General features: G+C 55.6%; 21 protein-coding genes. 9 read left to right on the top strand and 12 right to left on the bottom strand.

All coding sequences use genetic code 11. The features are described from left to right. Nucleotides 1-8 precede the first annotated feature (8 nt). The 5 genes from K9N21_07170 to K9N21_07150 form a co-directional block, all read right to left on the bottom strand. The gene (locus tag K9N21_07170; GenBank protein ID MCF8143682.1) at nucleotides 9-260 is read right to left on the bottom strand and encodes a hypothetical protein; all 252 of its coding nucleotides are present in this window, start codon (nucleotides 258-260) and stop codon (nucleotides 9-11) included. 455 nt (nucleotides 261-715) lie between these two features. After that, on the bottom strand, nucleotides 716-1,648 hold the full coding sequence (locus K9N21_07165; protein ID MCF8143681.1) for a methylenetetrahydrofolate reductase: 933 nt from the start codon (nucleotides 1,646-1,648) through the stop codon (nucleotides 716-718). Continuing rightward, nucleotides 1,645-2,313, bottom strand: a complete 669-nt coding sequence (locus K9N21_07160) for a methylenetetrahydrofolate reductase C-terminal domain-containing protein (protein MCF8143680.1) — start codon at nucleotides 2,311-2,313, stop codon at nucleotides 1,645-1,647. Before K9N21_07160 ends, K9N21_07165 begins: the two co-directional genes overlap by 4 nt. Nucleotides 2,314-2,341: 28 nt before the next feature. Continuing rightward, nucleotides 2,342-2,749, bottom strand: a complete 408-nt coding sequence (locus K9N21_07155; GenBank protein ID MCF8143679.1) for a hydrogenase iron-sulfur subunit — start codon at nucleotides 2,747-2,749, stop codon at nucleotides 2,342-2,344. A 93-nt stretch (nucleotides 2,750-2,842) separates the two neighbouring features. Beyond that, the gene (locus tag K9N21_07150) at nucleotides 2,843-5,581 is read right to left on the bottom strand and encodes an FAD-dependent oxidoreductase (protein ID MCF8143678.1); all 2,739 of its coding nucleotides are present in this window, start codon (nucleotides 5,579-5,581) and stop codon (nucleotides 2,843-2,845) included. Nucleotides 5,582-5,884: 303 nt separating this feature from the next. Here K9N21_07150 and K9N21_07145 point away from each other — a divergent pair, with 303 nt between their 5' ends. Continuing rightward, nucleotides 5,885-6,319, top strand: coding sequence for an iron-sulfur cluster assembly scaffold protein (locus K9N21_07145; protein MCF8143677.1), 435 nt, complete (start codon nucleotides 5,885-5,887; stop codon nucleotides 6,317-6,319). A gap of 368 nt (nucleotides 6,320-6,687) precedes the next feature. Continuing rightward, entirely contained in the window at nucleotides 6,688-7,320 is a 633-nt protein-coding gene (locus K9N21_07140; GenBank protein ID MCF8143676.1) for a hypothetical protein, read from the top strand. 85 nt (nucleotides 7,321-7,405) lie between these two features. On the opposite strand, the gene K9N21_07135 is transcribed toward K9N21_07140, so the two are convergent. Both K9N21_07135 and mpl read right to left on the bottom strand, forming a co-directional pair. Continuing rightward, a complete protein-coding gene (locus K9N21_07135) occupies nucleotides 7,406-9,103 on the bottom strand; it encodes a YcaO-like family protein (protein MCF8143675.1) in 1,698 nt (565 codons plus the stop codon). A 70-nt stretch (nucleotides 9,104-9,173) separates the two neighbouring features. Beyond that, nucleotides 9,174-10,544, bottom strand: a complete 1,371-nt coding sequence (gene mpl / locus K9N21_07130; GenBank protein MCF8143674.1) for a UDP-N-acetylmuramate:L-alanyl-gamma-D-glutamyl-meso-diaminopimelate ligase — start codon at nucleotides 10,542-10,544, stop codon at nucleotides 9,174-9,176. Between the two features lie 296 nt (nucleotides 10,545-10,840). On the opposite strand from mpl, the gene rpmB reads away from it, so the two are divergent. Beyond that, complete coding sequence (rpmB, locus tag K9N21_07125; GenBank protein ID MCF8143673.1) at nucleotides 10,841-11,053, top strand: 50S ribosomal protein L28; 213 nt, start codon at nucleotides 10,841-10,843, stop codon at nucleotides 11,051-11,053. Here the strand turns inward: rpmB and K9N21_07120 are convergent. The 4 genes from K9N21_07120 to K9N21_07105 all read right to left on the bottom strand — a co-directional run bounded on the left by K9N21_07120 (nucleotide 11,050) and on the right by K9N21_07105 (nucleotide 17,484). Next, entirely contained in the window at nucleotides 11,050-13,191 is a 2,142-nt protein-coding gene (locus K9N21_07120; GenBank protein MCF8143672.1) for a bifunctional (p)ppGpp synthetase/guanosine-3',5'-bis(diphosphate) 3'-pyrophosphohydrolase, read from the bottom strand. The two genes, rpmB and K9N21_07120, sit on opposite strands and share 4 nt — an antisense overlap. Continuing rightward, the gene (locus tag K9N21_07115) at nucleotides 13,175-14,902 is read right to left on the bottom strand and encodes a proline--tRNA ligase (protein MCF8143671.1); all 1,728 of its coding nucleotides are present in this window, start codon (nucleotides 14,900-14,902) and stop codon (nucleotides 13,175-13,177) included. Before K9N21_07115 ends, K9N21_07120 begins: the two co-directional genes overlap by 17 nt. Nucleotides 14,903-15,112: 210 nt before the next feature. Further along, nucleotides 15,113-16,180, bottom strand: a complete 1,068-nt coding sequence (gene ispG, locus K9N21_07110) for a flavodoxin-dependent (E)-4-hydroxy-3-methylbut-2-enyl-diphosphate synthase (GenBank protein ID MCF8143670.1) — start codon at nucleotides 16,178-16,180, stop codon at nucleotides 15,113-15,115. Between the two features lie 128 nt (nucleotides 16,181-16,308). Continuing rightward, nucleotides 16,309-17,484, bottom strand: a complete 1,176-nt coding sequence (locus K9N21_07105) for a 6-phosphofructokinase (protein MCF8143669.1) — start codon at nucleotides 17,482-17,484, stop codon at nucleotides 16,309-16,311. Between the two features lie 339 nt (nucleotides 17,485-17,823). Here K9N21_07105 and K9N21_07100 point away from each other — a divergent pair, with 339 nt between their 5' ends. The 4 genes from K9N21_07100 to K9N21_07085 all read left to right on the top strand — a co-directional run bounded on the left by K9N21_07100 (nucleotide 17,824) and on the right by K9N21_07085 (nucleotide 21,871). Continuing rightward, on the top strand, nucleotides 17,824-19,002 hold the full coding sequence (locus K9N21_07100) for a pyridoxal phosphate-dependent aminotransferase (GenBank protein ID MCF8143668.1): 1,179 nt from the start codon (nucleotides 17,824-17,826) through the stop codon (nucleotides 19,000-19,002). A 19-nt stretch (nucleotides 19,003-19,021) separates the two neighbouring features. Continuing rightward, the gene (locus K9N21_07095; protein MCF8143667.1) at nucleotides 19,022-19,447 is read left to right on the top strand and encodes a 4Fe-4S binding protein; all 426 of its coding nucleotides are present in this window, start codon (nucleotides 19,022-19,024) and stop codon (nucleotides 19,445-19,447) included. Between the two features lie 590 nt (nucleotides 19,448-20,037). Further along, nucleotides 20,038-21,000: an ExsB family transcriptional regulator gene (locus K9N21_07090; GenBank protein ID MCF8143666.1), complete on the top strand. Its 963-nt coding sequence runs from the start codon at nucleotides 20,038-20,040 to the stop codon at nucleotides 20,998-21,000. Between the two features lie 79 nt (nucleotides 21,001-21,079). Continuing rightward, a complete protein-coding gene (locus tag K9N21_07085; GenBank protein ID MCF8143665.1) occupies nucleotides 21,080-21,871 on the top strand; it encodes a dihydropteroate synthase in 792 nt (263 codons plus the stop codon). A gap of 97 nt (nucleotides 21,872-21,968) precedes the next feature. Here the strand turns inward: K9N21_07085 and K9N21_07080 are convergent, their stop codons facing one another. Then, complete coding sequence (locus K9N21_07080; GenBank protein ID MCF8143664.1) at nucleotides 21,969-22,394, bottom strand: hypothetical protein; 426 nt, start codon at nucleotides 22,392-22,394, stop codon at nucleotides 21,969-21,971. Nucleotides 22,395-22,768: 374 nt separating this feature from the next. Here K9N21_07080 and K9N21_07075 point away from each other — a divergent pair, with 374 nt between their 5' ends. Next, nucleotides 22,769-24,514 (top strand): amidohydrolase family protein, encoded by a 1,746-nt coding sequence (locus K9N21_07075; protein ID MCF8143663.1) that lies wholly within the window; start codon nucleotides 22,769-22,771, stop codon nucleotides 24,512-24,514. Nucleotides 24,515-24,858: 344 nt separating this feature from the next. Further along, a complete protein-coding gene (locus K9N21_07070; protein MCF8143662.1) occupies nucleotides 24,859-26,436 on the top strand; it encodes a GMC family oxidoreductase in 1,578 nt (525 codons plus the stop codon). Nucleotides 26,437-26,460: the final 24 nt, after the last annotated feature.

Genomic DNA, 26,460 nt, shown 5'->3' with positions numbered 1-26,460 from the left:
GGTGTTCCTCATGAGGTCTTCAGGCGAAGGGCGACCTTTGCTTCCAGATCAAGAATAATCTTTTTCAGTGCCTCGCTCTGGTCTACGGGGCCGGAATTGTTCCATCCCTTTGACAGAGCTGCTTTCTTCTTTTCTCTGAATTCCTGTAGCGAGGAAGCCATGGCTTCCCAGAGGAACAGCTTCTGGAGAACATGGCGTTCGCCTGCCGTGAGGTCCCGGTCCGTGTCGAATCGCTGTCCGCTTGTCGTTGTGATAATCATAGGGGTCTTAGGATCGTCGATCTATTGAGGGATCCCGAATTGGGGAATTTAGGGATGGAACCCATTTTGCAACGGAAATGCGTTTCACGCCAGTTATCGGTTATATTGTTATCTCACCGGCTTATGATTTTCCCGATAACCATTAACTGAAACCAGTTCCTGGTCTCAGGCGCGGGGACGGCATACCCTGTTGTCATGACTGTTTATTATGGATGTTTTTATCGGAAATTCAAGAAAAAAAGCCCGCAGGAGCGATCATCGAAGGATCCTGCGGGCACAACCCACCCGATACCCACACGTCTTGCGCCGACAAGCTATCGCTGATAGCTCATCGCTGATGGCTGATAAGCGGATGCACGTCTCAACAGCTCAACAGCTTAGCCGCTGAAGCGCTCACCCCTCTCGCACCCGGCGCCTCATACCCCGCGCCTTACGCCTTGCACCTTGCGCCTCTCTTACACCACCGGTCTCGGAAGGACCCCCGCTCGTTCGGCGATTTCGGGTACTTTGTGTTCCCATTCGATGGCCATGAGGTGGACGCCCGCTACCCCTTTCATCTCCTTGAATTCCTCGATCTGTTCCAGTGCAAATTTGATGCCCTCTTCTGCCGCCTTTCCCTTTCCGGCCCCGCGAAGACGCTGGATCAGGCTGTCGGGGACATCCATGCCGGGGACCTGTTTGGCCATATAGAGGGCCATACCGACGCTCTTCATGGGCGTCACCCCCGCCAGGATGTAACATTTCTCGTGAAGGCCCATGTCCACGGCCCGCTTCATGAATTCCCTGAACTTATCCATGTTGTAGATGCATTGGGTCTGGACAAAATCCGCTCCGGCAGCGATCTTCTTGGCCAGCCGGTACACCCGGAAATCAAAGGGTTCTGCAAAGGGGTTGGAGGCCGCGCCGATAAAGAGCCTGGGAGGCACGTCCACCTCCTGGCCGTTCAGGAATTTCCCGTCGTCCCTCATGGTCTTGACCGTATGGATCAATTGCATCGAGTCGATGTCAAAGACATTCTTGGCATCGGGATGATTCCCGAACTTCTGATGATCCCCGGAAAGACAGAGCATGTTCCGGATGCCCAATGAATAGACGCCCAGGATATCGCTCTGGATGGCCAGCCGGTTGCGGTCGCGGCAGACCATCTGAAAATTGGGTTCGATCCCTTCCTGGACAAGAATAAGGGATGCGGCCCAACTGGACATGCGGACCACCGCGGTCTGATTGTCCGTGACATTGACGGCGTCCACCACCCCCTTCAGGTGCCGGGCCTTTTCCCTGAGGTGTTCCACGTTGGCGCCCTGGGGGGGACCGCACTCACCGGTAAAAGCGAACTGTCCGGACCTCAAGACCTTTTCCAGATTGCTTCCTGATTTGTAGTCGCTCATTTCACCAGTTCCTCCCTAATCATTTTCCTCGGTCCGCCGTCCCTGGCTGTGGTCCAGCTTTTCGGCGGCCTGAATTCAAGAAGTTCGTTCAGCCGCCCCTGCTCCGTCATCTTGTTGACAATGGTGTCCCAGATGCATTCCACTTCATTGGAGATCTCGCATTTTCCATGGGAAGAGCCGCCGCAGGGACCATTGAGAAGGCTCTTGGAACACCGGGCGATGGGGCAGAGCCCGCCAAAGTAGTGAACCACGCAGGTCCCGCAGCCGGCGCATCTCTCGGACCATACGCCGTGCGCCTCGGCCCCTCCCATAAACTGGGTATTGACCCCAGGGAAGACCCTGGTGGAAGGATATCTCTCTGAAAGAAACTGGGGACCGACGCCGCAGGCAATGGAAATGACCGCATCGTAATCCCCGACGATATCCTTCAGTTCAGCGATATATTCCGGATCGCACTGCCGTTCCAGGGTGTGTTCATCCACCTGGATCGCATGGCCGCTCCGCTTTCTCGCAATCCTCAGGGAGGCCGCCAGAATACCCACCTCTTTGGCCCCCCCCACATTACACACGGTCACGCAGCCCTTGCATCCAACGACAAGGATTTTCCTGAAATCTTTTACCATTTCAAGAATTTCCCTGATGGGTTTTGGTTGTGCAACAATCATTGTTCGTTCCTCGCAGCGTTTTAGGGGTTTATGCCCGCAGGAAAGGGCCTAATGCCTTAACCTTATCGACCATGTCACAGGCGGCTTCCACATACTCCTGACCCTTGCCGGCACTGAGATGAAACAGGCGAATCCTGTCCGGTTCGATATCGAGTTCCTCCAGCATTTTTTTGACCTGGTCGACCCGCTTGGCCGCCTTGGCAATGCCGTCCATATATTGACAACTGTCTTCCTGACATCCGGCCACGTAAACACCGTCCGCACCCTCTTCAAAGGGTTTGAGGAGGTGCAGGATCTCGATCCGGCCGGTGCAGGGGACTTGAACCACCTTGACGTTGTTCGGCAGGGCCTTTTTCATGCCTTCGGCGACTGTTGCGGCAGACGATGCGCAGTTGGAACAGCAGAAGGCGAGTATTCGGGGTTTGAAGTCATTCATGCTACCATCTCCCTTTGATATTTTCGATTGATGATTTTCGATTGATGATTAAAGAGTTAGTAGCCACCAATAGGGGTGTCTCCTATCCCTTCGCTAATTTGCCAAAAGGATCGACGGGGCCCGGGTCAGCATCGGGTCGCTGCAGGTGCCCATGACGATGGCCTTTCCGGGACACTCGGCCACGCACATGCCGCACCCCCGGCAAAGACCGGGATCGATGAAAGCGGCCCCCCGGTCATGGTCGATCACCGGTACGTGAAACGGGCATGTCCGGACGCAGGTGCAGCACACGGCGCATTTTTCCGTCAGGACCTCGGCCACCAGTCCCCCGACCTGGAGGGTATTCCGGGTAAGGATTTCCAGTGCCCTGGCAGACGCAGCCTTGGCCTGGGCGATGCTCTCCATGGTATCCTTGGGATAGCCCGCAAGACCGGCCACATAGACCCCTTTTTCGGTTGCGTCAAGCGGTTTCAGCTTTTCAGGAGATTCGGCAAAAAAGCCGTTCGGGTCTAAATTGACCCTGAAGATATCGGCCAGCTCCGGGGTGCCGGTTCCCACAATGGCCGTCTGGAGGGAGACGAAATCCGCTTCCAGGGCGATCGATTTCTGGAGGACCGGATCATATGCCACCACGCGGAGGCTGTTCCCATCGGGCCCGGGCGTCACCACCGGCTTGTTGTCTGTCGTGTACCGGATAAAGATGACCCCTTTTGACCGCGCCTCCCGGTAAAGCGTCTCCCTTTCTCCGACCGTGCGGATGTCCCGATACAGGATATAGATATTCATGTCCGGGTTTTTGGACTTCAGGTCGACAGCGGCCCGCACTGAAAATGTACAGCAGATGTTGCTGCAGTGGGGACAGCCTGGCTCCCGGGAGCCTACGCACTGGATGAAGACCGCACTTTGGGCCTTTTCAATGGCGGCGGGGTCTTCCAGCAGCTTTTGCTCCAGATCCGACCAGATGTAGACATTGGGATGCTCTCCCAGGAGGTATTCCTTGGGCCGGGTGGGATCGCCTCCCGAGGCGAGAAGGGTAACGCCGTGGGAAACCTCTACGGCCTTTCCCTTCTGCTCAAGGGTGGTCACAAAATTTCCGGCAACCCCCCGGTTTTCCCTGACCCGTGTCTCGGTCATCAGGGTGATGTTCGGGTCATTCCGGACCGCAGCGATGAGCCCCTTGAGATACTCCTGGGCGTCGTATCCCTGCCAGGTCGCGCGCACGTGCCGGCCATGGCCGCCGATCTCCTTTTCCTTTTCTACCAGAGTAACGGGATACCCCTCCCTGGCAAGAGCCAGCGCGCTTTCCATACCGGTCACCCCGGCCCCCACCACCAGGGCGCTCTTGACCACCGGGATTTCCCTCAAGGCCGGTGGCGAGATGAGAAGCGCGCGGGCCGCTCCCATACGGATCCGGTCCTGAATCTGGGCTGTGGCGGTCTCGGGATCCATCACCCTCAGGTCGACCAGGTCATAAAGATAGGGATTAAGGCCTGCCATCCTCAAGGCCTCCTCGATCAGGGGCTTATGAATGACGGGTGTGCAACTGGCAAAGACCAGCCGGTTGGCCCCGCTCTTCTTCAGCTGGTCAACGAGGGCATTGATGATGTCTCCCTCGACCCGGGAGACGGCCTTGATGCCCGGGGTCTTCATGCCGCAGGCCTCCAACTCCTTCCCCAGATCCGGGGCCATGCCCGGACAGAGGTGATAGGCCAGCAGTGCCTGAGGTTCCTTGTCTTCCATGTCCAACACGGCCGGGTATGCCTTCGGAGGGGAAAAAGATTCAGGCGTCAGGATGGATGCAATTTCAGAGACAGTGGCAGTGGCCTGTATCATGGACTGGGCGATGTCATGAGGACCGCTGATCCCGCCGCAGACAAAGATGCCGGGGACATTGGTGGAGACCGGTTGAAAGGGTTCCACGTCCACGAACATGTCGTCGGTCAGCCGGACGCCCATCTGTCCGGCGGCCTCGGCTGCGGCTTTGGCCGGACGGATCCCTACCGAGAGGACCACCATGTCAAAGGTCTCCTTTTGGAGGTGACCGCTCTCGTCCGCGTAGGCAATCAGGAGATCATCCCCTTCAGGAACCTCGTCTACGGTGTGAACCCGGCTGCGGATCAGACGGACGCCTTTGTCAACGGCGGTGTTCAGATAGTCTTCGTAGCCCTTACCGGGAGTCCTCATATCCATGTAGAAGATAGTGGTTTCTATCTCCTCATCAACATCTTTGGAATTGACCGCCTCCTTGAGGGCGTACATGCAGCAGACAGAAGAGCAGTAGGGCGCATCGCACTGGTTGATGTCTCTGGAGCCCACACACTGGAGCCAGGCGATTTTTTTCGGGGCCTTGCCGTCCGAGGGCCGTTGAAGCATCCCTTTTCCGGGTCCCAGCGGCTTCTGTATCTGCTCATATTGCACGCTGGTGACCACGTTGGGAAGTTCTCCGTAGGAATAGGTCTGGTGCGCTGAGGGATCGAATGTGTCGATCCCTGCGGCAAGAACCACGGCGCCGGCTTTCAGTTCCTTTTTCCCTTCCTCTGTCTCAAGGGAGACACTAAAATTGCCCATTTCCCCGGAAATGCCGGAGACGCGGGCATTGGCCATGACGTTGATGTTGGGATCCTGTTCACACGCGGCGATCCTCGGATCCACCTTGCAACATGCGCAGAGGGGATAGATCCGGTGAAGTTTGGGGATCATGCCGCCCAATGTGCCCGTGTGTTCTATGAGATGGACGCCATGGCCTGCATCACTGAGGGAAAGGGCCGCCTGAATCCCGGCGATCCCGCCGCCCACAACCAGGACAGGACCTTTTGGTTTTTCTTGACTCATGATGTTTATCTCCTGCTTGTTGACCGGTTCGGTGTTTGTTAGAAACTACATTTGCTTACAAGAATTGACCCCTTTTGTGAAATTTGTTACATGCCACATGCCATGCTTGAGTGTCAAGGAAAATGTTGGAATATATAAGGGGGCACAGGCGGGGCAGACGCCCTCCTTTTCGGGGGTTTGAAACGCCTCCTTTTTCCCCTCGACCATCGGATTGTTTCTGGTGTAAACTGCGGGCAAATCGTAAGCCGTTGAGTTGTAAGGCCATGAACATTTTCAAATTCCCAAACCCTTGGCAAAGGCACCATGATAGAGTATATACTCTGGTTTTTTATTGTCGCCCTGATCCTTTTTGTGATCGTCGGGCTATGGGTCGGCATCTATTTCTGGCTGTCCCCCCACGTGAAGGATCCTGACGGAAAGGCGCGCATCACCGGAACCTGCGGGGATACCATGGAGGTATGTCTGAAATTCAAAGGGGACCATGTCGAAAAGACCTCCCACTGGACCGATGGATGCGCCTACAGCTTCAACTGCGTATCTTCCGCCGCGGACCTGGCCAGGGGAAGACATCCGGACGAGATCCTCGAGATAGATGCCGACCTGATCCAGCGTTCCGTGGGCGGGCTCCCGTCTGATCACCTCCACTGCGCCCGTCTGGCCGAAGAGACCCTCCACGCCGCCCTGGATGACTATATGAGGAAGACATCAAAGGAAAATTTGTCCCGGGGCGTGAAATAGTCCATGGTTCTGTGTCAGCGGCTTCTACCCGGCAGTTATAGATAGAATGGATTCCAACTCTTATGCATTCCTTTCTGTGTGAGCGGCTTGCAAGCCTCGAGGATCGTGGGAGAGCGGCACCCATACCCGGGGGAGGTGGAGGCTTGGGAGCCTCACAAAAGGGCAGGTTGGATCCATTTCGGAAGATTGTGGCGTGGTTGTGGGCCTGGAGGCGCACCTGTCGGAATAGAAGGGGAGGCTTTTGCTTGACATATGGGTATCCTTCTGTAGGATTATCGAGGATGCCGGAATGCCGAGTTGCGGGATTGGGGATTGCAGGTTTTTCAATACTCAATCGCCAATCGCCAATCGAAAGGGAGGATAGACCCGTGAAAAGAATATGTCGAACATGGCCGGGGAGCGTCGTCAGGAATTTGCCGGCCCTGCTGATTTTGATGGGCATGGTCTCGTGCGCCACGACCATCCCCGAATTGCAGGTCCGGTACACGCTCCCGACGCAGTCTGATACTTTAAAGGGACGCGCCGTAGCTTTGACCATTGAGGACCGGCGTTCAGACAAGTCAATCCTGGGGAAAGGGGCCCATGAGGAGTTCAAGGGGTTTTCCAACAGTGTTGCCTTAAAGGTTGCGGAACCTGACCAGAAGGGAACGAGCGTCGGAATCTTCCAGGTCCCTACCCTTATGAGAGAGGCCTTTACAAGACGACTGGCGCGGTCAGGCGTGAGGGTACTCTCAGACAAGACCGCGGGAGTGCCTGGTCTGGAAATTGTCCTGAAAACATTCTCACTCGACCTGGCCGGGCGCGAGTGGCTGGCCAAAATGAGTTATGAGGCCAGACTAACCGGGGAGCGGGGTGCAGTTGCAACCCAGTTCATCAATGGAGAGGCCAAACGCTACAAGGTCATCGGGCGCGACAGTGCAGACACCCTCATGGGCGAGATCTTTACGGATATGGTCAATTCACTCGATGTGGCCAGGCTGTTCAAGCAGGCGGGGCTATAATTCCCGTGTTATTTGTGCAGATAGACCGCACTACGCGCTTGCCCGTGTGTGGTGGTTGAACGCCTGGACAAAATGGGGTTGTATGCTATTCATTTTTCCGAGTTCTTAGCAGATAATGGCCGAACTGGCGCAGCCCCAATGGGGAAAACCGGTCCAGGACGGTCATGATCTCGAGGCCCGGGACCAGGGCCTTGACGACCGGGATTCCCAGATCCTCTCTTGTCAGATCCACGTAAACCGGGGTGTAGCCGTTCAGGGACAAGAGTTTTTCCAGGAAGGCAAGATCTCTGGAAGGATCGCCCGAGGCGTAATCCGGGAGATCTTCATAGTCCACGAAGTCGAGTCCTTCGGGTGCAGGCATGGACCCGAACCAGTAGGGATAGGGGTAGGGGATCTCCGTTAAGGCGGAAAGGAGTGCGCGTTTTCCGTCCAGGTGCGCCCCGGTCCCTTTCAGGATAACACCCCCAGGTCCCTGGACAAAGGCCTTATAGCAGGGGATTCCCATTTCCGGCGTGATGTCGAGGACCTGGATCTGGATCCCTTTCTGGCCGCAGGCGTCCAGGATGTCGCTCACCTTCCTGTCATCGGACCTCAAGAGGAAGGACCTTTCCTTGGTATAGGGGACCACCTTTTCCGCGTCTCTTTCAATGACCTCCAAGAGGGCCGAGAGCCTGGCCCCTTCCGGGGTGCTGCCTGCTGCCAGGCCGTTGGACGAAAGGCCGCTGGTCAGGCTGATCTCATCCAGGTTGGAGAAGAGGAAGACCATCTGCGCCGGGACATGGACGACCTCTGTCTGGTCCCCTGGCCCGAGCTCGGCCTCGATCCATGATAATGACTGTCCCCGATAGGGTGCCTCCAGACACATATCATCCGGCTTGACCGCCTTGAGTCCTTTGGCCACAAGATCATCGTAGGATCCCTGAATAAGGTGGTAGTCTTTCCGGTATCCCAGGACCCGGCCAGATGCAATACTTGCAAAAGCCGAATAGCGTTCAACGATCTCCATGAGACACGACATGCGGGCATGGGAGATATTGATTCCCCGGCCGTATCCGGTCTGGGTCCCGGACAACTGCCATAGATTTCTCCGGTCATCGACGCTTATATGAAGATTCCACGGCCTTTCTATTGCGAAAGGACTGAGTGTGGCCTCGGTCCGCGTATCCCAGCCGGTCAGGATACCCAACTGCTCCAGTCTGTTCCTCAGTAATTTGGTGATTTCCTTAAGGGGCGGACCATCAGGAACTGCCCGATGTATTGCCGACGGCGAGGCAATATCCTTGAGAGAGACCACCCCTCTTCGCCACTGTTGAATCGCCTTCCGTGAAAAAGGAAGGAGGAACTTGGCCTCCTCATCCGGGGAGGGGAGGGGTCGGAGGAGATTTGCGTTTGCGGAAAATTGTTTGCGCCAGTAAAAGTTCTGATCCGCTTTTTCGTTTAATGATGACGGGATAACGACCAGCGGCGTATATCCAGCCAGTTTTTCAAGATCCACACCCTGAAAATGCGCTTTCAGGGGGTCGAATCGCGTATTCAGAAAGCAGGCTTCATAGACAAGGGCGAGGAGGTGCATGTCGCTGTTGCGGGCATTCCGGATAAGCGCCGTCATTTTGGTGGGCTCAATGTCCCGAAGTATGCTCAGAAGATGTCTGCGCATAAACAGGTCGTTCGGATGTTCTCTGCTGTAGAGGACGGCCTCCTCGAATGTGGGTTTCGGTTCCGGTAGACACTCGAACCAGCCTACGCCCATACCCGTACCGACCCGGGAGAGAGTGTAGTTCATGGGGACTCCTTTTGTCAGTCATTTTTGCGAACGCGGAACTTGGAACTCGGAACGCGGAAGCCATCTATAACTACTCGAGTGCCTTAAGCAACCGCTGATTGAGGTTATCAAACCCGCCGTTGGACATGATCAGGATCACATCCCCGGATCGGACCTGTTGAATCAAGGCCCTTAACAGATTGTCCGTGGTTTCATGATAGGAGGCCTCAAGGCCGCGACTGTTTAGATCTGAGACCAGTTTGCGTGACGAAAAACGTTCCTCAACCGATATGCCGTCCATTAAAGGGGGCTCGGGGATGAAGACCCGGTCCGCTGCATCAAATGAGCGGGCATAGCGGTCCTGGAAGATATTCCGCCTGCTGGTATTTGAACGGGGTTCAAAAACAGCGAGGAGACGCCGGTCACTGTATTTATCCCTGACCGCTTGAAGGGTCTCCCTCACCGCGGTAGGGTGGTGGGCAAAATCATCCAATATCAGGACCCCGTTTTGTTCCCCGATGATCTCCTGCCGCCGCTTGACACCTCGAAAGGTCCTGGCTGCCTCCTCAAGGGTCGTCCAGGGTATCTTCAGAAAGCGACCCAGGACAACGGCTGAAAGGAGGTTGGAGATATTATGCCGGCCATAGAGGGAGGTGGTAAAGGGCACCGCTTCCCTTTCTGTGGCGATGGTCAGCCTGGTGAAGGCCTCTTGGACAGAGATGTGTTCGGCACGCCATTGATTGTCCCCGGTATATCCATAGGTCTCTGTCCGGCACGCGGCCCCCTCGCTTTCCTGCCTGACAATCTCATCGTCTCCATTGGCAATGAGAAGTCCGTCGGCCGGGATCAGCCCGATCAGCTTGCGGAAACTTTCGATCACATGCTCCAGATCACGATAGATATCTCCGTGGTCGAATTCGATACCGGTCAGTATGGTCACCCATGGACGATAATGGAGGAATTTAGGGCCCTTATCGAAAAACGCGGTGTCGTATTCATCCCCTTCTATCACAAAATAGGGGCCGCTGCCTGTCTTGTAATTTTTCCCGAAATTACCGGGGATCCCCCCGATCATGAATCCCGGGTCCATGCCCGCCTTTTCCAGCATCCATGCAATGAGGGCGGAGGTCGTGGTCTTTCCGTGGGTCCCGCTGACGACAATGGATTGCCGGTCCTTCAGTGCGAAGTGCCCGATGGCCTGGGGAAAGGAGAGGTAGGGGAGCCCGAGGGAAGAGAGGGCGACGGCCTCGGGATTTTTTCGGGTGATCACGTTGCCCACAATCACCAGGTCCGGTTCGGGATGGAGGTTTTTCCCGTGATACCCGTTACATACCTTGATCTGAAGCGATTCGAGAAAGAGGCTCATGGGAGGATAGACATTCTGATCCGAACCGGTGATCCGATATCCTTTATCTTTCAGCATTCCGGCCAGGGATGCCATCCCTGTCCCGCAGATGCCCATGAGATGGATATGGCGCAGGGTGTCCGGCAGACGGTTGAGATCGGGTGATAGGAGGGCGTCCTCTGGCCTTCCTTGGGATGTAATCAATGTGCATGTCCTCCGGAAAAAATGTTTATCGGCGAATTCAGGGGTCTCATCTCTCTTATCTTGGCGTCTTTTTCGGCGTTGCGTATGACCAAAGGATGTTTGAGGGTGTGTCACATCTAAGGCATGATAAAAAAAATACTTGATATCTATTTCAATATCAAATAAATTATAAAATTCTTAAAAATTCTGAATGCACCAAGGAGACACCCATGTCAAGAGTATGCGAAATCTGCGGCAAAAGGCCGGTAACAGGATATAGTGTTAGTCACGCCCACAACAAGACCAAAAAGCGCTGGCTCCCCAACCTCCAGAGTGTCCGATGTGTCATCAATGGGCAGGCCGTCAGGATAAAGGCATGTACCAGCTGCATCCGGTCGGGGCTGGTGGTGAAACCGTCAAAGGAGAGGGTTGCCTCGGCTTAGAGCCTCTCTACAATCAACACGTTTTTTACCTTTTTGATGGCGCTCACAATATCCTGCAGCTGTTTGTAGTTTTCCACCTCAAGAGTGAACACTGAGATGCCCTTATTGTCCACGGTCGTCTTGATTTCGGCATGGATGATATTGGCGTCTTTCTGGCTGATAATCGTGCTGATTTCAGCCAGGATTCCCTTTCTCTCCACGCTGGTCACCCTCAGGGTCGCAGGGTAGGCCTCTTTTCCCGCTTCATCCCACGATATTGGAACCAGCCTGTCCGGATCGGCCTTCTGGACATGCCCGCACGACTGCAGATGGACGGTGATTCCCCGTCCCCGGGTGATGAATCCCACCACCCGTTCACCGGGTAGGGGAGAACAGCACTTGGCAAAATGGATAAGCATGTCGCTTACCCCGTTTACCTTGATTCCGTGGTCGGTCCTGGGACGTTTGAACCGGCTGACCATCTTGCTTACAAGACCCTGTGATCTGTCGGTCCGAATATCCAGCCTGGGCTTGAGGCGACCCACCACCTGCCTCGGCGAGGTCTTGCCAAAACCGATCTGTGCAATCATGTCCTCGACCGAATGGAAAGAAAGCTCTTTGGCAATGGCCTCAATCTGTTCGCTCTTAAAGACATTGATCTGTCTCAGCCCCTCCTGCTGAAGGGCTTTTTCGAGAATGGTCCTCCCTAAGTTGATGCCCTCTTCTCTTTCCTCTGTGCGGATCCATTGCCTGATCTTGGTCTTGGCCCTCGATGTCTTGACGAACTTGAGCCAGTCTTTATTCGGGTGTTGTTTGGCAGACGTGGTGATTTCGACGATGTTGCCGTTTCTGAGCTGGTAGCGAAGGGGCACCATCTTGCCGTTGACCCTGGCCCCTATGCACTTTTCCCCAACCTCGGAGTGGATGCTGTAGGCAAAATCGATGATGGTCGCCCCTTTGGGGAAGGATTTTACCTCTCCCCTCGGAGTAAAGACATACACGTCATCCGGGAAGAGGTCCATCTTGACGGATTCCAGGAACTCCTGCGGGTCCTTCAGGTTTTTCTGCCAGTCCAGGAGCTGCTGCAGCCAGGTGAACTGCTTTTGGTCAGCCTTGGTGGCAATGGATCCCTCCTTGTATCTCCAGTGGGCGGCAATCCCCGATTCGGCCACCCGGTTCATCTCCCATGTCCTGATCTGGATCTCCATCCGCTGACCCAGGGGCCCGATCACCGTGGTATGGAGGGACTGATACATGTTGGCCTTGGGCACCGAGATATAGTCCTTGAATCTTCCCGGGACCGGCTTCCAGATGGAATGGATATTTCCCAGGACCTCATAACATTCCTTGATGGAGTTGACGATGACCCGAAATGCCAGGATATCGTAGACCTGATTGACGTTAAGGTCCTGATCCAGCATTTTTTTATAGATGCTGTAAAAATGCTTCTGCCTGGCCTTGATGGTCACCTGGATGTTGGCCTCCTGCAATTTGACAGAGAGGATCTCTTTGACCTCGGCCATGAATTTCTCCATCTCTCCCCGTCTCTGAGCCGTAGCATCCTTGATCTTGGCATAGATTTCAGGTTCCAGGTAATACAGACAGAGGTCTTCCAGACTCGACTTGATCCAGTTGATACCCATCCTTCCTGCCAGCGGGGCATAGATATCGAGGGTTTCAGTGGCGATGCGGATCTGTTTCGTCTCCGACTGGAATCCCAGGGTCCGCATGTTGTGAAGACGATCGGCCAGCTTGACCAGAATGACGCGAATATCCGTGGACATGGCAAGGATCATTTTGCGCACATTCTCGGCCTGACGCTGCTCTTTGCTCACAAATTTCATCTTGCTGATCTTGGTGACGCCGTCCACGATGGTAGCGGTCTCCTCGCCGAAGAGTTCCCTTATCTCTTCCAGACTGGCATCGCTGTCTTCGACGGCATCGTGGAGGAGGCCGGCCGCAATGCAGACCACGTCCATCTTGAGCTGGGCAAGGATGTAGGCGGCCTCTAACGGATGGGAGAGATAGGGTTCTCCGGAAAGGCGGATCTGGCCCTGATGGGCCTTGGCTGAAAACACATAGGCCTTCTCTACGAGTTCGATATCTGCTTTTGGATGGTAGTTCTGGACCAGAGAGGTGATATCATTCAATCGAATCATAGAGGGATTTCACTTTCTGCCTGACAGAAGATAGTGCCGCGTCAACAGGGACGAACGCGCTTTCGGTTTCCGAGCGCAGTTTGATCTCCACCTCCCCGTTTTTGAGCCCTTTGGCCCCTACGGTCACCCGTACCGGGATACCGAGCAGGTCGGCGTCGTTGAATTTAAATCCGGCCCGTTCGTCTCTGTCATCGAGGAGTGTGTCTATCCCGTGACCGGTCAGCTCTGCATGGATCTTCTCTGCTGTTTCCACCACCTTTGAGTCGTGCATCTGAAGGGGAAGGACCGTCACTTCAAATGGTGCGATCGGGATGGGAAAGAGGATGCCGTCTGCGTCGTGGTTCTGCTCGATAGCCGCTGCCACGGTCCTGCCGACGCCGATGCCGTAGCATCCCATGATAATGGGCGACTCCTTGCCCTCACGGTTCAGGAACACGGCATTGAGGGCCCGGGTGTACTTGGTCCCCAGCTTGAAGATATGTCCTACCTCGATACCCCTTCCGAATTCAACGGCCTCCCCGCACCTGGGGCATCGATCCCCGGGGGTGATAACGCGCAGATCGCCGAATTGGTGTACCTGAAAATCCCTTTCAAGATTGACGTTTATCTGATGGAGGTCCTTCCTGTTTCCGCCCGTGACAAAGTTTCTCATGGCCTTGACCGCGGCATCGGCCACGATCTTCACCTTGAGACCGACCGGACCGGCAAACCCGACGGGTGCGGCCGTGGCCTCTTCAATCATATGTTCCGGGGCCAGCTCAACGGTTTGGGCACCCAGGAGGTTCCTCAGCTTGGCCTCATTGAGGTCATGATCCCCCCTGATCAGAACGGCAACCGGCTGGTCATCGACGGCAAGGATGAGCGTTTTCACAAGCTGATCCGGGGAAACAGAGAGAAACGCGGTGACCTCTTCCACTGTCCGCATGCCGGGGGTCGAAACCTCTGTGAGCGGGCGCAGGGGATCGTCTTCCGGAGAATGGGGGGTGTCGGCGGTGCGGACCTCAGCTCTCTCAAGATTGGCCGCATAGGCACATCGGGTGCAGTTGACAATCTGGTCTTCCCCGGTTTCTGCCAGGACCATGAATTCATGGGAATAACTCCCGCCGATGGTGCCGGTATCCGCCTCCACCGCCCTGAACCAGAGACCGCAACGCCGAAATATTCTGGTGTAGGCCTCGTACATGGCCTCATAACTTCGGTTGGCCCCTTCCTCGTCCACATCAAAACTGTAGGCGTCTTTCATGATAAATTCACGGGCCCGCATGAGCCCGAATCTGGGCCGTATCTCATCCCTGAACTTGGTTTGAATCTGGTAGAGATTGATCGGCATCTGCTTGTAAGAGTGGATTTCCTTCCGCACCAGGTCGGTAACCACCTCCTCGTGGGTAGGGCCGAAACAGGCCTCCCGATCGTGCCGGTCCGTGAATCGCAACAGCTCCCGGCCATAGTGTTCCCACCTGCCGCTCTCCTGCCACAACTCTGCCGGCTGGACAGCAGGCATGAGGATCTCGATGGCGCCGGCCCGGTTCATCTCTTCCCGGATGATCGCCTCCACCTTCCGAATGGCACGGAGGCCTGAAGGCAGATAGGTATAGGTCCCGGAGGTCAGTTTGCGGATCATGCCGGCCCGGACCATGAGTTGGTGGCTGATAACCTCTGCGTCCGACGGGACCTCCTTGTGGGTGGGTATGAAATAGCTTGTATATCGCATGATGGTTTCTAAATTTCCTCCCTAACCGGATCAACCGGAATCAAAAATATCTCACACAGAGACGCACGAAGAAGAACAGAAATGATTCATGTGAACAGCCGAAAATATAACCTCTTTGTGGCTTCGTGGCTTTGTGTGAGTCCCGCCTGGGCGGGATTGGTTGCGGGCATGCGCATAAACCTTTTAAAACGCCTTGCCACAGGTCGTGGTTTATCCTGCCAGTTGCCGGACCTCCTCGATGAGCACCTCGGCCAACTGGTTCTCCGGAATCTTCCGCACTACCTTTCCCTTTCTAAACAAGATCCCCTGCCCCCTCCCCCCTGCTATGCCGATGTCGGCCTCCCTGGCCTCACCCGGGCCGTTGACCACACAGCCCATGATGGCGATTTTTGGGGAGGCCGTCATGTTCGAAAGGGCATTTTCCACCTGTTCGACCAACGAAAAAAGGTCGATCTCGCACCGGCCGCAGGTGGGGCAGGAGATAATCTCGGGCCCCCGGGACCGGAGTTCAAGACTTCTCAGGATCTCATAGGCCACCCGGACCTCCTCCACCGGGTCGCGGGTCAGGGAGACGCGGAAGGTGTCCCCGATCCCTTCTGCCAGAAGATACCCTATCCCGATGGCGCTTTTCACGGTGCCGGCGATCAGGCCGCCCGCCTCTGTAACGCCCAGGTGGAGGGGATAATCGACCCGTTCACTCAGTAGCTCATATGCGCGAATCGTATTCTTCACATGGGATGATTTCAGGGATATCTTCATCAGGCCGAAGTCCATCGACTCCAGGAATCGGATATGTTCCATGGCGCTTTCGACCATGGCCTCAGGCGTAGGCCCTCCGTATCTGGCGAGAATATCTTTGTGGAGGGATCCCCCGTTGACCCCGATCCGGATCGGGGCCTCCCGTTCCCGGGCCGCCCGGACCACCTTTTCCACCGCGTTGCGGGTCCCGATATTGCCCGGGTTGATCCTGAGCCCGTCGGCCCCGGCCTTCAGGACGCCCAGGGCCAGACGGTGATCAAAATGAATATCGGCGATAAGCGGAACATCCACCTTTCCCCGGATAAGACCGAAGGCGGTCACGGCCTCCTCGTCGGGGATGGCCAGCCGGATTATCTCGCACCCGGCCCCTGAGAGCCGCTCGATCTGATGGACCGTGGCAAAGACATCCCGGGTATCGGTGTTGGTCATGGACTGCACCGCAATGGGCGCATTTCCGCCGATCGGGACATTGCCCACATGGATCTGGCGCGTCTGTTTTCGGTCTTCAGTAAAAGGCATGAGGTGTTGCTCCAATCCGGAAAACAAGTATGAAGTGTGAAGTGTGAAAGCAGAAGTTGATATCGCAATTCCTGCCCTTTCAGCTTGAGGCTCTCCAGACTACCTGCTTTAGCTTTTTTTGTTACATCTCAATACAAAAACATGGGCTTACCGCTCACATGCCTTACCTTGGGGCGGTATTCCGCAATGTCGTAGAGTTCACGCACGTCCACCCGCTTCTGGCCTGTGGTAATGCTGCTCAGGGGGATGTCCACATAGTTCCCGTTGGTCAGGGCCACCAGCCGGCCGAAAGTCTTCTTCAGAAAAAGGTCGATGGACATGTTGGCGAAGTTGACGGCGACCATGAGGTCCAGGGAGTCTGGAGACCCGCTCCTCATGAGGTAAGACAGCCGCTGATTGAGCACGTCCTGACCGGTCAGTGTCTTTAAAATGGCGCCTGTTTCTTCGCCGATACCGCCGAGACGCCGATGTCCGAAGGCATCGCATTCACCCGAGAGGAACATGTCCCCGCCGATGATCCTGGCGCCCTCGGATATGGTGATCATGGCATAATTTTTCGGGTTGTCCTTCTTGTCTTTCATGATCAGGTGGGCCAGTTTCTCTGGTTCGAAGGGGACCTCGGAGATGATGGCCCGGTCGACTCCGGCCAGGTAGGCCGATATCAGGGAGGTCTCCCCGCAGTACCGCCCGAAGAGTTCGATCACCGCTATCCGCTCATGGGAACCGGTGCATGTCCGGAGGGCATGGATAAAGCTTACCCCGCGGGTCACGGCAGTGGAAAACCCGATACAGTAATCGGTGCCGAAGACATCGTTGTCCATGGTCTTAGGGATGGCAATGACGGGGAAGCCTTCTTTGTGGAGCCGTTCTGCGAAACTCAAGGTATCGTCCCCGCCGATCGGGATTACGGCGTCAACCCCGAGATGTTCGAGGCCCCTGATGCAGTGGGAGGTGAAATCATGGGCCAAATCTCCCTCCTTAAATTCACTCCTGAGAAATTCAGGGACATCCTTTTCCTTGACAGCGCTTGGATTGGTCCTTGAGGTGTGGAGATAGGTCCCTCCGGAACGGTCGATGGTGCGGACCTCCGCGGGCGTAAGTTTCTGGACCCAGCCCTTGGAGGCCTTGGGATTATCCGGATTATAATTGAGTATCCCGGCCCATCCCCGTCGGATACCGAAGGTCTGAATCCCTTCGCTCGCGGCCCGATATACCAGCGTCTTGATGCAGGGATTCAGGCCGGGGACGTCCCCACCACCGGTCAGAATGGCAATCGTCGGTTTTTTCTTCGCATTTTTTTTCATGGAATTGTCTCCGTCCTTGAGCATAGATCGGAACCCCGGCAGATGACGTCTGCCGGGGGTTCCGTTTCGTATGTCGACGCCCTCTCTTGTCAGCATGTGGGGCGTCTGATTTCCTATATAAAGCTATAAAAGAACCCTGAAACCGTGTCAAGATGATTTCAGCGCCTGCCCGCACCGCGGCAGGGTCCCTGGCGCAATATTTTGTTGACAAGCGGAACCAAAAGGTTATGCTCTAAAGGCGCAAGGCGCAAGGCGCAAGGAAGAGAGGGCAAACTCCCCTGATTATTTGATTCCCGTTGTCGAGCCGGAAATCCCACCTTAGTCATCAAGGAGAAGCGTATGTCCGTATCCAAGAAAATCCAAGGGGCCATCGAAAAATCGTCCTGGATCAGAAAGATGTTTGAAGAAGGCGCCAAAAGGAAGGCCCGATACGGCGCCGATAGGGTCTTTGACTTCAGCCTGGGGAACCCCAATCTGGAACCCCCTGCCAAGGTCCGGGAAGTCTTTGAGGATCTGGTGAGGGATACGACTCCCGGACAGCATGCCTACATGTCCAATGCCGGCCTGGTGGAGACGCGACAGGCCGTTGCTGAGTATCTGAATACGTATAACAGGCCCCGTTTTTCGCCCGATGAGATCGTGATGACCGTGGGGGCCGGGGGGGCCCTCAACGTGGTCTTGAAGACGATCCTGAACCCCGGAGAAGAGGTCGTGATCCCGAAACCCTATTTCGTGGAATACAATTTCTACCTGGATAATCATCAGGGCGTGCCGAGGCTGGTGGAGACCCAACCCGATTTTTCATTTGATTTTGATGCGATGGAAGCGGCCATCAATGAAAAGACACGTGCCGTCCTCATCAATTCCCCCAACAATCCGACGGGAAAGGTCTACCCGGAAGAGGACTTGAAAGAATTGGGCCGTCTCCTGACCCATTACACCGGAAAGTTCGGTCAGCCGATCTATCTCATCTCTGATGAACCCTATCGGAAGATCGTTTATGACGGCATTTCAGTGCCGAGCGTCTTTGATGCATATCCTGAGACCTTTCTGGTGACCTCCTTTTCAAAGGACCTGTCGCTTCCGGGTGAACGGATCGGCTATGCCGCTGCCCATCCGGAGATCTCGGACAAGGCCATGGTCCTGTCCGGGATGGTCCTCTGTAACCGGGTCCTGGGATATGTGAATGCCCCGGCCATGATGCAGCGGGCCATTGCGCGGCTCCTCAACGAGAGTGTGGACATTTCGATCTATCAGCAGAAGCGAGACCGGCTGTGCGAGGCCCTGGCATCATTTGGTTACGACATCATAAAGCCGGAAGGGGCCTTCTATCTCTTTCCCAAGACGCCCATGGCGGACGATGTGGCCTTTGTGGCCGCGCTCCAGGAGGAGAATATCCTGACCGTTCCGGGGACCGGTTTCGGCGGTCCGGGTCACTTCCGGATCGCCTACTGCGTCTCGGACCGGGTCATCGAAGGGGCGCTGCCGGGGTTTAAGAGGGTGATCGAGAGGTATTGACGATCCACGGAGAAAAGAAATGTATTCAAAAATGCTTTCCCTCAGGTTTCCCAAAAAGATCGTGGATGAACCGATCGCGGTCAATCTCGTCAAGAAATTCGATCTCTCTTTCAATATCCTCAAGGCCGTCATCTATCCGAGAAAAGAAGGTCTGATGGTGCTGCAACTGAGCGGTCACCGGAAGAATTTTCAAAAGGGCGTCCAATACTTGAAGAGCATCGGGATCAAGGTGGAGAGCATCGGGCAGGATATCCGGCGCAATGAAAAGAAATGCATTCAGTGCGGGGCCTGCACGGCGGTATGCCCCACGGGGGCCCTTTATATCAAGCGGCCCGAGATGGAGGTGATATTTGACAATGAACGGTGCAGCGCCTGCGAATGGTGCGTTCCCGCCTGCCCGGCCGGTGCCATGGAGGTCAGCTTCAACAAGGTCCTTCTGGAATGATCCGGCTGACCCGGATGGACTGCAGCCAAGGATTTTCACATAAGGACAAGCCCATCTATGGGCTGCCCCTTCAGGACGCCCGGGTTTTCAGTCTCCAGCAGCACACCAGAGGCCGGGACTCCACAATCCGGCAATGCCTCCCCTTGGCCCAATCCGCCCGCCCTCGTCGACTGTTAGGTATTCGTATCCATCGTAATCAACACCCAGCCGGCACGCCTTCCTGACCTCGCCATAGGGTTAATCATTTCGGTGGTGGTGCCCAGTGGCGGCATCAAGATTGTCATTGAAGCGAGAAGGGCGTATGCAGAGGCATCGTGCGTATAAGAAGTGCCTGAACGAAAACCCCGTTCAGGCACAATTGAATATTCAAGAATTGAAAATTGAAAATTGATGGAACAAAATTTTCATTAACAGAACCTCTTCTCATATTTCACAGTTTCTTGATTTTTCGGGTTTCCGTTCGGGTACTAAGTAACAGTTTAGCCCTTTATTGTTACAGGGATGGGTGGCCATTTGAGGTCAAGACGAATTGTTGTATGACAATACCAGGAATTCTAAATAAAAGTTCACCATTCAGAGGAGGATGCCCCATGATCAGGGAAATCGCTGTGCAAGACTTGAACACCGAACACTTCATCCAGGAAAAGGTTGGGGAGATCAAGGCCGCTGTGGGGGAAGGGATGGCCATAAACGCCCTCTCCGGGGGCGTCGATTCGTCCACCGTGACCATGCTCGGGCATCGCGCCCTGGGAAATCAGCTGAAGACCGTATTCATCGAAAACGGTCTCATGCGCGAAGGGGAATCCGAACAGGTGGTCGGTTTTTTCAGGGACCTCGGTGTCATGGTTGACGTGGTGGATGCCAGGGAGGCGTTTTTTTCAGCCCTCAAAGGGATCACCGACCCGGAAGAGAAGCGGGAAGCGATCCGGCAGACCTTCTACAGTACGGTCTTCGGGCGCATTGTCAAAGAAAGCGGCGCCAAACATCTGCTTCAGGGGACGATTCTGACAGACGTGGATGAAACCGTTGCAGGGATCAAACGGCAACACAATGTTTTCGAACAGCTCGGCATTGATCCACAGGAGGCCTTCGGCTATCAGATCATCGAGCCGCTGATCCAGCTTCGCAAAGACGGCGTCCGGAAGATCGGCAAGGCGCTTGGTCTCCCTTCCGAACTGTTTGAGCGCATCCCCTTTCCGGGTCCGGCGCTTTCTGCGCGGGTGATCGGAGAAGCCACCCCGGAACGCATTGAGACGGTGCGCAAGGCAACGGTCGTTGTGGAGCGGCTGCTGAAAAACACCGGCGCTTTCCAGTACATGGGAATTCTTCATGAAGATCGCGTCACCGGCGTGCGCGACGGCAAGCGGGATTTCGGCCGGCAGATCGAGGTGCGCTGCTGGGACAGCGTGGACGCGCGGACCGCGACACCGACACGTCTTTCGTTCGAAACCCTTGAACAACTTGCCAGCGACATTATTCGCGAGGTCCCCGGCATCGTCAGCGTCACCTACAATATTGCCACAAAGCCGCCTTCCACCATCGAAGCGGTGTAATCCAGAATTCCGGAGTCATGGACAAAAGGCCGTGCGCCGATATCGTAAATAAGGCCTGGCCTTGGATGTAGGGTCATCTATGCAGATTATTGCCGACAATATTCAGATTACGGATCCACGGATCGCACAGGCCTTGGATGAGATGGACCCCTTGCCTATTCAGGCCCTGGCAAGACACTGTGAACAGGCGGGGGCCGACATCATTGATATCAATCCAGGCCTGCTGACGCGGGATGGTGAAACGAAAATGGCCTTTCTTGTGGAGGCGGTTCAGGAGGTATGTCATCTTCCCCTCTCGCTGGATACCTCCAATCCTTCGGCCATGGCCGCTGGTCTTCGGGTATGCAGACAGAAACCGATCCTCAACGGGTTTTCATTGGAGCCAGCCAAGATCGAAAAAATCCTCCCCCTCGCCTCAAGGTTTGATTGCGATATCATAGGCTTTCTCCTTGATCCAACCGGGAGGGTGCCGGGCAATGCCGACGAACGCCTCTCACTGGCGGTTCAGCTACTTGAGGCATTGCATGAAAAGGGCATTGAACCTGAGCGGCTGATTATCGATCCGGTACTGGTCCCCCTGATGTGGGAGGATGGGCCAAGGCAGGCCATGGAACTTCTGACGGTCATCCGGATGCTGCCGGAACTCCTGGGTTGTCCGGTCAAGACCGTCGTGGGGCTGTCCAATCTGACAAGCGGCAGAGGTCCGAAAGAAAAAAGACGAGTGATGGAGGCCGTGTACCTCCCGATGGTTGCCTCGGCCGGGTTGGATTGGGCCCTGATGGACGTGTCTCATCACCACACGGTCTCTGTGGCCAGGGCATGCAACGTCATCACCCGTCAGGGGACCTTTTCGTGGGAGGAAGTGCCTTGAATAAAACCCATTCCCGTGTATTTGCGAACACACCGGGGATGAGGTTATTTGGTTGAAAGATCAACCGTGGGGGCTGCCCAAATAAGGGATATGTTTTCTACCGGTTGCATGCAAGGATGCGGGGTCCTTCGAAAAAAACGACCTCCATCTTTTCATGGGAGACACTTGTCACGATCCCCCTTCCAAAGGTCTTGTGGTCGATCACATCGTCCGGCTCAAACGATGCCGATATGCTGTACGCTATTGATGGCTTTTCCTTGAACTTTTCAGCCAGGTTCGCAAAGTCCCTGGTTAAATCCTTCTTTTTGGGGACCGGACGTTTCTTCTGTTTGAGGGTCCTGGCAGGAGCCTTTTTCTTGTCAGGATGGTATTTGTGCTCGCTCCCGCAGGTCTTACATTTTACCCTGTCAACAATGCCTGCAAGATTGTGGTAAACCACCACGTGCGCCAGTTCCAGATCGCATCTGGAGCACCTTGTAACCAGATCCTGGGCAACAGGCGTTCGATCTTTATCTTTTCTCATTATGTTCTTTCCGAGGATATTAACCCTACAACGAATGTTACCGTGATAACCCTATTTTGCATCCTGTCATGCCGTAAGCACCGAACCAAAAATAAGCCATCTTGCATCTCCCTCTGGCTGGATTCCGGCCTTCGTCGCAATGACGGAGTGGCAAGTTGCGTTGCAGGGTTAAGGTGTATGTGATGGCATCAAGATAAGACAGAAGATCTCCCCCGCAAGGCCGGCTTGAGCTTTATCAACGAATATTCACCGAACATCATCTCTTCAAGGAGAGGCATTCTGTGACCCCGATCGTTATGTCTGTTTGACACCGGGCACTGTTTCTCCTATGATCGACTGCATCTCAGACCCAAGCGAAAGGATGACCGAAATAGATGAAGATGACCGCCGACGTTCCCAATCGAAAACTGGTGGAGACGGCCCTGGGCAATGAACCGGCCGATATGGTGATTCAGGACGGCACGCTGCTGGACGTCTACACGGGACGGATGCTCCCCCACAGGTCCGTGGCTGTCAAAGACGAGTGGATTGCCTATGTGGGGCCGGATGCCTCCTATTGCATCGGGAATCATACTGAGGTGATTCAGGCGGATGGGAGAATCATATCCCCCGGGTATATCGATGCGCATACCCATCTACCCTACCTCTTTGATCTGACCGATTTTCTGGCCCATGCAATCCCGGGGGGGACGACCACCTATATCACCGAAGCGGAAAGCTATGCCTTTGCCCTGGGGGCCGAAGGCTTCAGGGTCTTCCTGGAGCAGACCCGCGACCGGCCGGTCAAGATCTACAGCCTGATACCGCCAATGATCACCCTCAGCCCGGCCTCCGGATCCTGGTGCATCACCCGGGAAGAGGCCAGAGGGCTTCTGACGTCCGACCTCGTCATCGGGCTTGGGGAGTCCTATTGGCAGGGGGCCGTCCTGACCCCTGACAACCGGGTATTGGAACTCATTCAAGAAACCCGTCGGGCCGGAAAGTCTGTTCAGGGGCACGGCGCCGGGGCCTTTGACAGAAAACTTGCCGCCTATGCCGCTGCCGGGGCCGTATCCTGTCATGAGGCCATTTCAACCGAAGATGTCCTGTCCCGGCTGGAGCTGGGCTATTTTGTGATGGTTCGAGAAGGCTACATCCGGGGCGACCTCGAAATCATTTCCTCCATAGGGAATGCGCTGGACATGCGACGGGTGGGCCTGGTGACGGACGGGATCAGCCCTGAACTCCTGGTGGAGAGGGGATATTTTGTGGATGTGATCCAAAAGGCGGTTGATCTCGGGCTGGACCTTATGCGGGTGGTCCAGATGGCGAGCCTCAATCCGGCAGAGCACCTGGGCATCGATCATCTGGTGGGGGGCGTCTCCCCGGGACGGATGGCCGACATCCTCCTCCTGCCGGAACCGGGCATCATGATGCCGGATCTGGTCATATCCAAAGGCCGTGTGGTCGCCGAAACCGGGCGATGTACCGTGCCCCTGTCCAGGGTCCCCCATCCGGACCGGTTTATGAGGACGCTGAATGTGGCCCCTGTCTCCGCTTCAGCCTTACGGGTTTCGGCCGGGAACGGGTATGTTCGAACCATCGATATACAGGAAGGCGGCCTGGTTACCCGGGAGGGGAAGGCAACGGCGGTCCTGGTAGATGGGGAACTCTCGGCAGATCCGGCAACCGATCTCTGCAAGTGCGTCTTCATTGAGAGGGCGAGCGGCGCTTCCGAGAAGTTCATCGGTTTTGTGAGGGGGTGGGGGCAGAAAAAAGGGGCCGCAGCCACCAGCCTCTGCTGGGATAGCTCCGGGCTTATCGCCATAGGGGTCGACGATCGGGATATTGCCACGGCCATTAACCGGGTTATCGAGATTCAGGGGGGCACCGTACTGGTGAAGGAGGGGACATCCCTTGTGGAGATCCCCTGTGAGGCGGGGGGATATGTGTCCGGCATGGAGATAGGAACCTTGGTCTCAGAGTTGAAGAGATTCCAGAAGATTCTGAGGGATCTGGGTTCAGGCCTTGAATCCGCCCATCTCACCTTATGCACCCTGACCTCGGCGGCCATCCCCTTCATCAAGATGACCGAAAAGGGATATGCACGATTTCGAGAAGGGGACCTGGTGGGGATATAACCGTTTGCGGGCTGAGGTCCCTTTTCAACCGCAAGCGTCAGAGCGGGTAATTCAGCACCTTATTCCCTGGTCTTCTGTCATGAAAACCAAGAAAATATGGCCATCCTTCAATCGCACACTTACCTTTCCGTCATTCCGGCACGGTTTTGGGCCGGAATCCAGAAATACGGCGGACTGGATTCCGGCTGAGGGCATGCCGGAATGACAGGACAGCACACAGCCGTTTTGGTTGCGGTTATCCGCTTTGGAAATGATCGGTCATTCAAGCGTGTTCGGATGAATGGGCCATAGAGGCCCTCCATTCGTGACCAACAGATCAACAGAAAATCGAGGCGCGGGGCGACATGAATACGCAAGGGTTTGATTATGATTTCATCGTCATCGGCTCAGGGTTCGGCGGAAGCGTATCGGCGCTACGTCTTTCTGAAAAGGGATATCGGGTCGCCGTATTAGAGAAAGGCAAGCGATGGGCGCAGGAGGATTTTCCGGAGACCAACTGGAATATACGGAAATACCTGTGGCTGCCGCGATTGGGGTGCTACGGCTATCAGATGCTGACCCAGTTGAAACATGTCATGATCTTGCATGGCGGGGGAGTGGGGGGCGGCAGTCTGGTATATGCCAACCAGTTACTGGTTCCGCCCGACGGGGTGTTTGAGAGACCGGACTGGGGCATGCCCGATTGCAAGGCCCGATTGATGCCCCATTATGAAACAGCGAGACAGATGCTTGGCGCGAACCCCAGCCCTCAGATCGGCATTGCCGACCGATACCTCAGGGAGGTCGGCATGGAACTGCGGGGTAAGGATACGTTTCATGTCAATGATGTCGGCATTTTCTTCGGCACGCCGGAACAGACCGTCCCAGATCCCTATTTCGGAGGGAGGGGGCCGGATCGAACCGGGTGCAAGTTTTGCGGGTCCTGCATGGTGGGTTGCCCGGTAGGCGCCAAGAACACCCTGGACAAAAACTATCTCTACCTGGCCGAAGGTCTGGGGGCCCGGATCATTCCCGAGACCGAAGCGACCGTTCTCAGACCCTGGAACAATGGGTATGAGATATCCGCCAGAAAATCAACCAGGCCGGTCCATTCTGTGAGAACCTATCGGGCCAGGGGCGTCATTCTCAGCGCCGGGGTCCTGGGTTCGGTCAAGCTTTTGATGATATCTCAGCAGAAAGGGTTTCTGCCGGACCTATCGGATCAGCTTGGCAACTGTGTCCGCACCAACTCCGAGGCCCTGCTCGGAGTGAAATCCAGGGATACTGAAACGGATTGGAACGATCAGATCGCCATCACTTCCGGCATCTATGCGGACGACACCACCCATGTGGAGATGGTGCGATACAATAAAGGATCCGATGTCCTGCTCAATCTCCTCACCCTGATGACCGACGGGGGTGGAAGGGTTCCGCGGCCGGTGAGATTTCTGGGAAATGTGGCCAGACATCCGGTCCGGTTTATCAGACTTCTATGGCCCTTGGGGATGGCCTCCACCACAACCGTGGTCCTGGTCATGCAGACGGATGAAAACTATCTCAGACTCGATTACCGCCCCAGATGGTGGCGGCTGGGCGGGCGAAGCGTGAACTCAACCGTCCCTTCCGGAATGCTCAGGTCGCCCGCCTACATACCGATCGCCAACGAGGTCACCCGTCGCCTGGCCCGCAAAATGAACGGCACGCCCCTGAGTTCCTTTCCTGAGGTGGTTTTGAATGCATCCACCACCGCCCATATCCTGGGCGGGTGTTGCATGGGCGGATCCCCTAAAAAGGGCGTGGCAGGGATGAACGGCGAGGTCTTTGGCTATCCCAATCTTTTCGTGGCGGACGGATCTGTTGTGCCGGCCAATCTGGGGGTCAATCCGAGTTTGACCATTACGGCGCTCGCCGAATACATCATGTCTCAAATCCCAAAAAGGTAGCGGGAAAAGGAGGAGGGAGACAGC

It is taken from the genome of Deltaproteobacteria bacterium, assembly GCA_021737785.1.
Classification (GTDB): Bacteria; Desulfobacterota; DSM-4660; order Desulfatiglandales; family Desulfatiglandaceae; genus AUK324.
Note: the sequence above shows the minus strand (reverse complement) of the source record. Positions and strands in the feature narration are given on the sequence as shown.

Coding starts and splice junctions, on each gene's coding strand:
- K9N21_07165 (MCF8143681.1), bottom strand. CDS start 1,648: ATGAGCGACTACAAATCAGGAAGCAATCTGGAAAAGGTCTTGAGGTCC.
- K9N21_07085 (MCF8143665.1), top strand. CDS start 21,080: ATGCAGATTATTGCCGACAATATTCAGATTACGGATCCACGGATCGCA.
- ispG (MCF8143670.1), bottom strand. CDS start 16,180: ATGCCTTTTACTGAAGACCGAAAACAGACGCGCCAGATCCATGTGGGC.
- K9N21_07135 (MCF8143675.1), bottom strand. CDS start 9,103: ATGAACTACACTCTCTCCCGGGTCGGTACGGGTATGGGCGTAGGCTGG.
- K9N21_07150 (MCF8143678.1), bottom strand. CDS start 5,581: ATGAGTCAAGAAAAACCAAAAGGTCCTGTCCTGGTTGTGGGCGGCGGG.
- K9N21_07120 (MCF8143672.1), bottom strand. CDS start 13,191: ATGATTCGATTGAATGATATCACCTCTCTGGTCCAGAACTACCATCCA.
- K9N21_07075 (MCF8143663.1), top strand. CDS start 22,769: ATGAAGATGACCGCCGACGTTCCCAATCGAAAACTGGTGGAGACGGCC.
- K9N21_07155 (MCF8143679.1), bottom strand. CDS start 2,749: ATGAATGACTTCAAACCCCGAATACTCGCCTTCTGCTGTTCCAACTGC.
- K9N21_07115 (MCF8143671.1), bottom strand. CDS start 14,902: ATGCGATATACAAGCTATTTCATACCCACCCACAAGGAGGTCCCGTCG.
- K9N21_07160 (MCF8143680.1), bottom strand. CDS start 2,313: ATGATTGTTGCACAACCAAAACCCATCAGGGAAATTCTTGAAATGGTA.
- K9N21_07070 (MCF8143662.1), top strand. CDS start 24,859: ATGAATACGCAAGGGTTTGATTATGATTTCATCGTCATCGGCTCAGGG.
- K9N21_07145 (MCF8143677.1), top strand. CDS start 5,885: ATGATAGAGTATATACTCTGGTTTTTTATTGTCGCCCTGATCCTTTTT.
- K9N21_07095 (MCF8143667.1), top strand. CDS start 19,022: ATGTATTCAAAAATGCTTTCCCTCAGGTTTCCCAAAAAGATCGTGGAT.
- mpl (MCF8143674.1), bottom strand. CDS start 10,544: ATGGGCATCTGCGGGACAGGGATGGCATCCCTGGCCGGAATGCTGAAA.
- rpmB (MCF8143673.1), top strand. CDS start 10,841: ATGTCAAGAGTATGCGAAATCTGCGGCAAAAGGCCGGTAACAGGATAT.
- K9N21_07090 (MCF8143666.1), top strand. CDS start 20,038: ATGATCAGGGAAATCGCTGTGCAAGACTTGAACACCGAACACTTCATC.
- K9N21_07170 (MCF8143682.1), bottom strand. CDS start 260: ATGATTATCACAACGACAAGCGGACAGCGATTCGACACGGACCGGGAC.
- K9N21_07080 (MCF8143664.1), bottom strand. CDS start 22,394: ATGAGAAAAGATAAAGATCGAACGCCTGTTGCCCAGGATCTGGTTACA.
- K9N21_07105 (MCF8143669.1), bottom strand. CDS start 17,484: ATGAAAAAAAATGCGAAGAAAAAACCGACGATTGCCATTCTGACCGGT.
- K9N21_07100 (MCF8143668.1), top strand. CDS start 17,824: ATGTCCGTATCCAAGAAAATCCAAGGGGCCATCGAAAAATCGTCCTGG.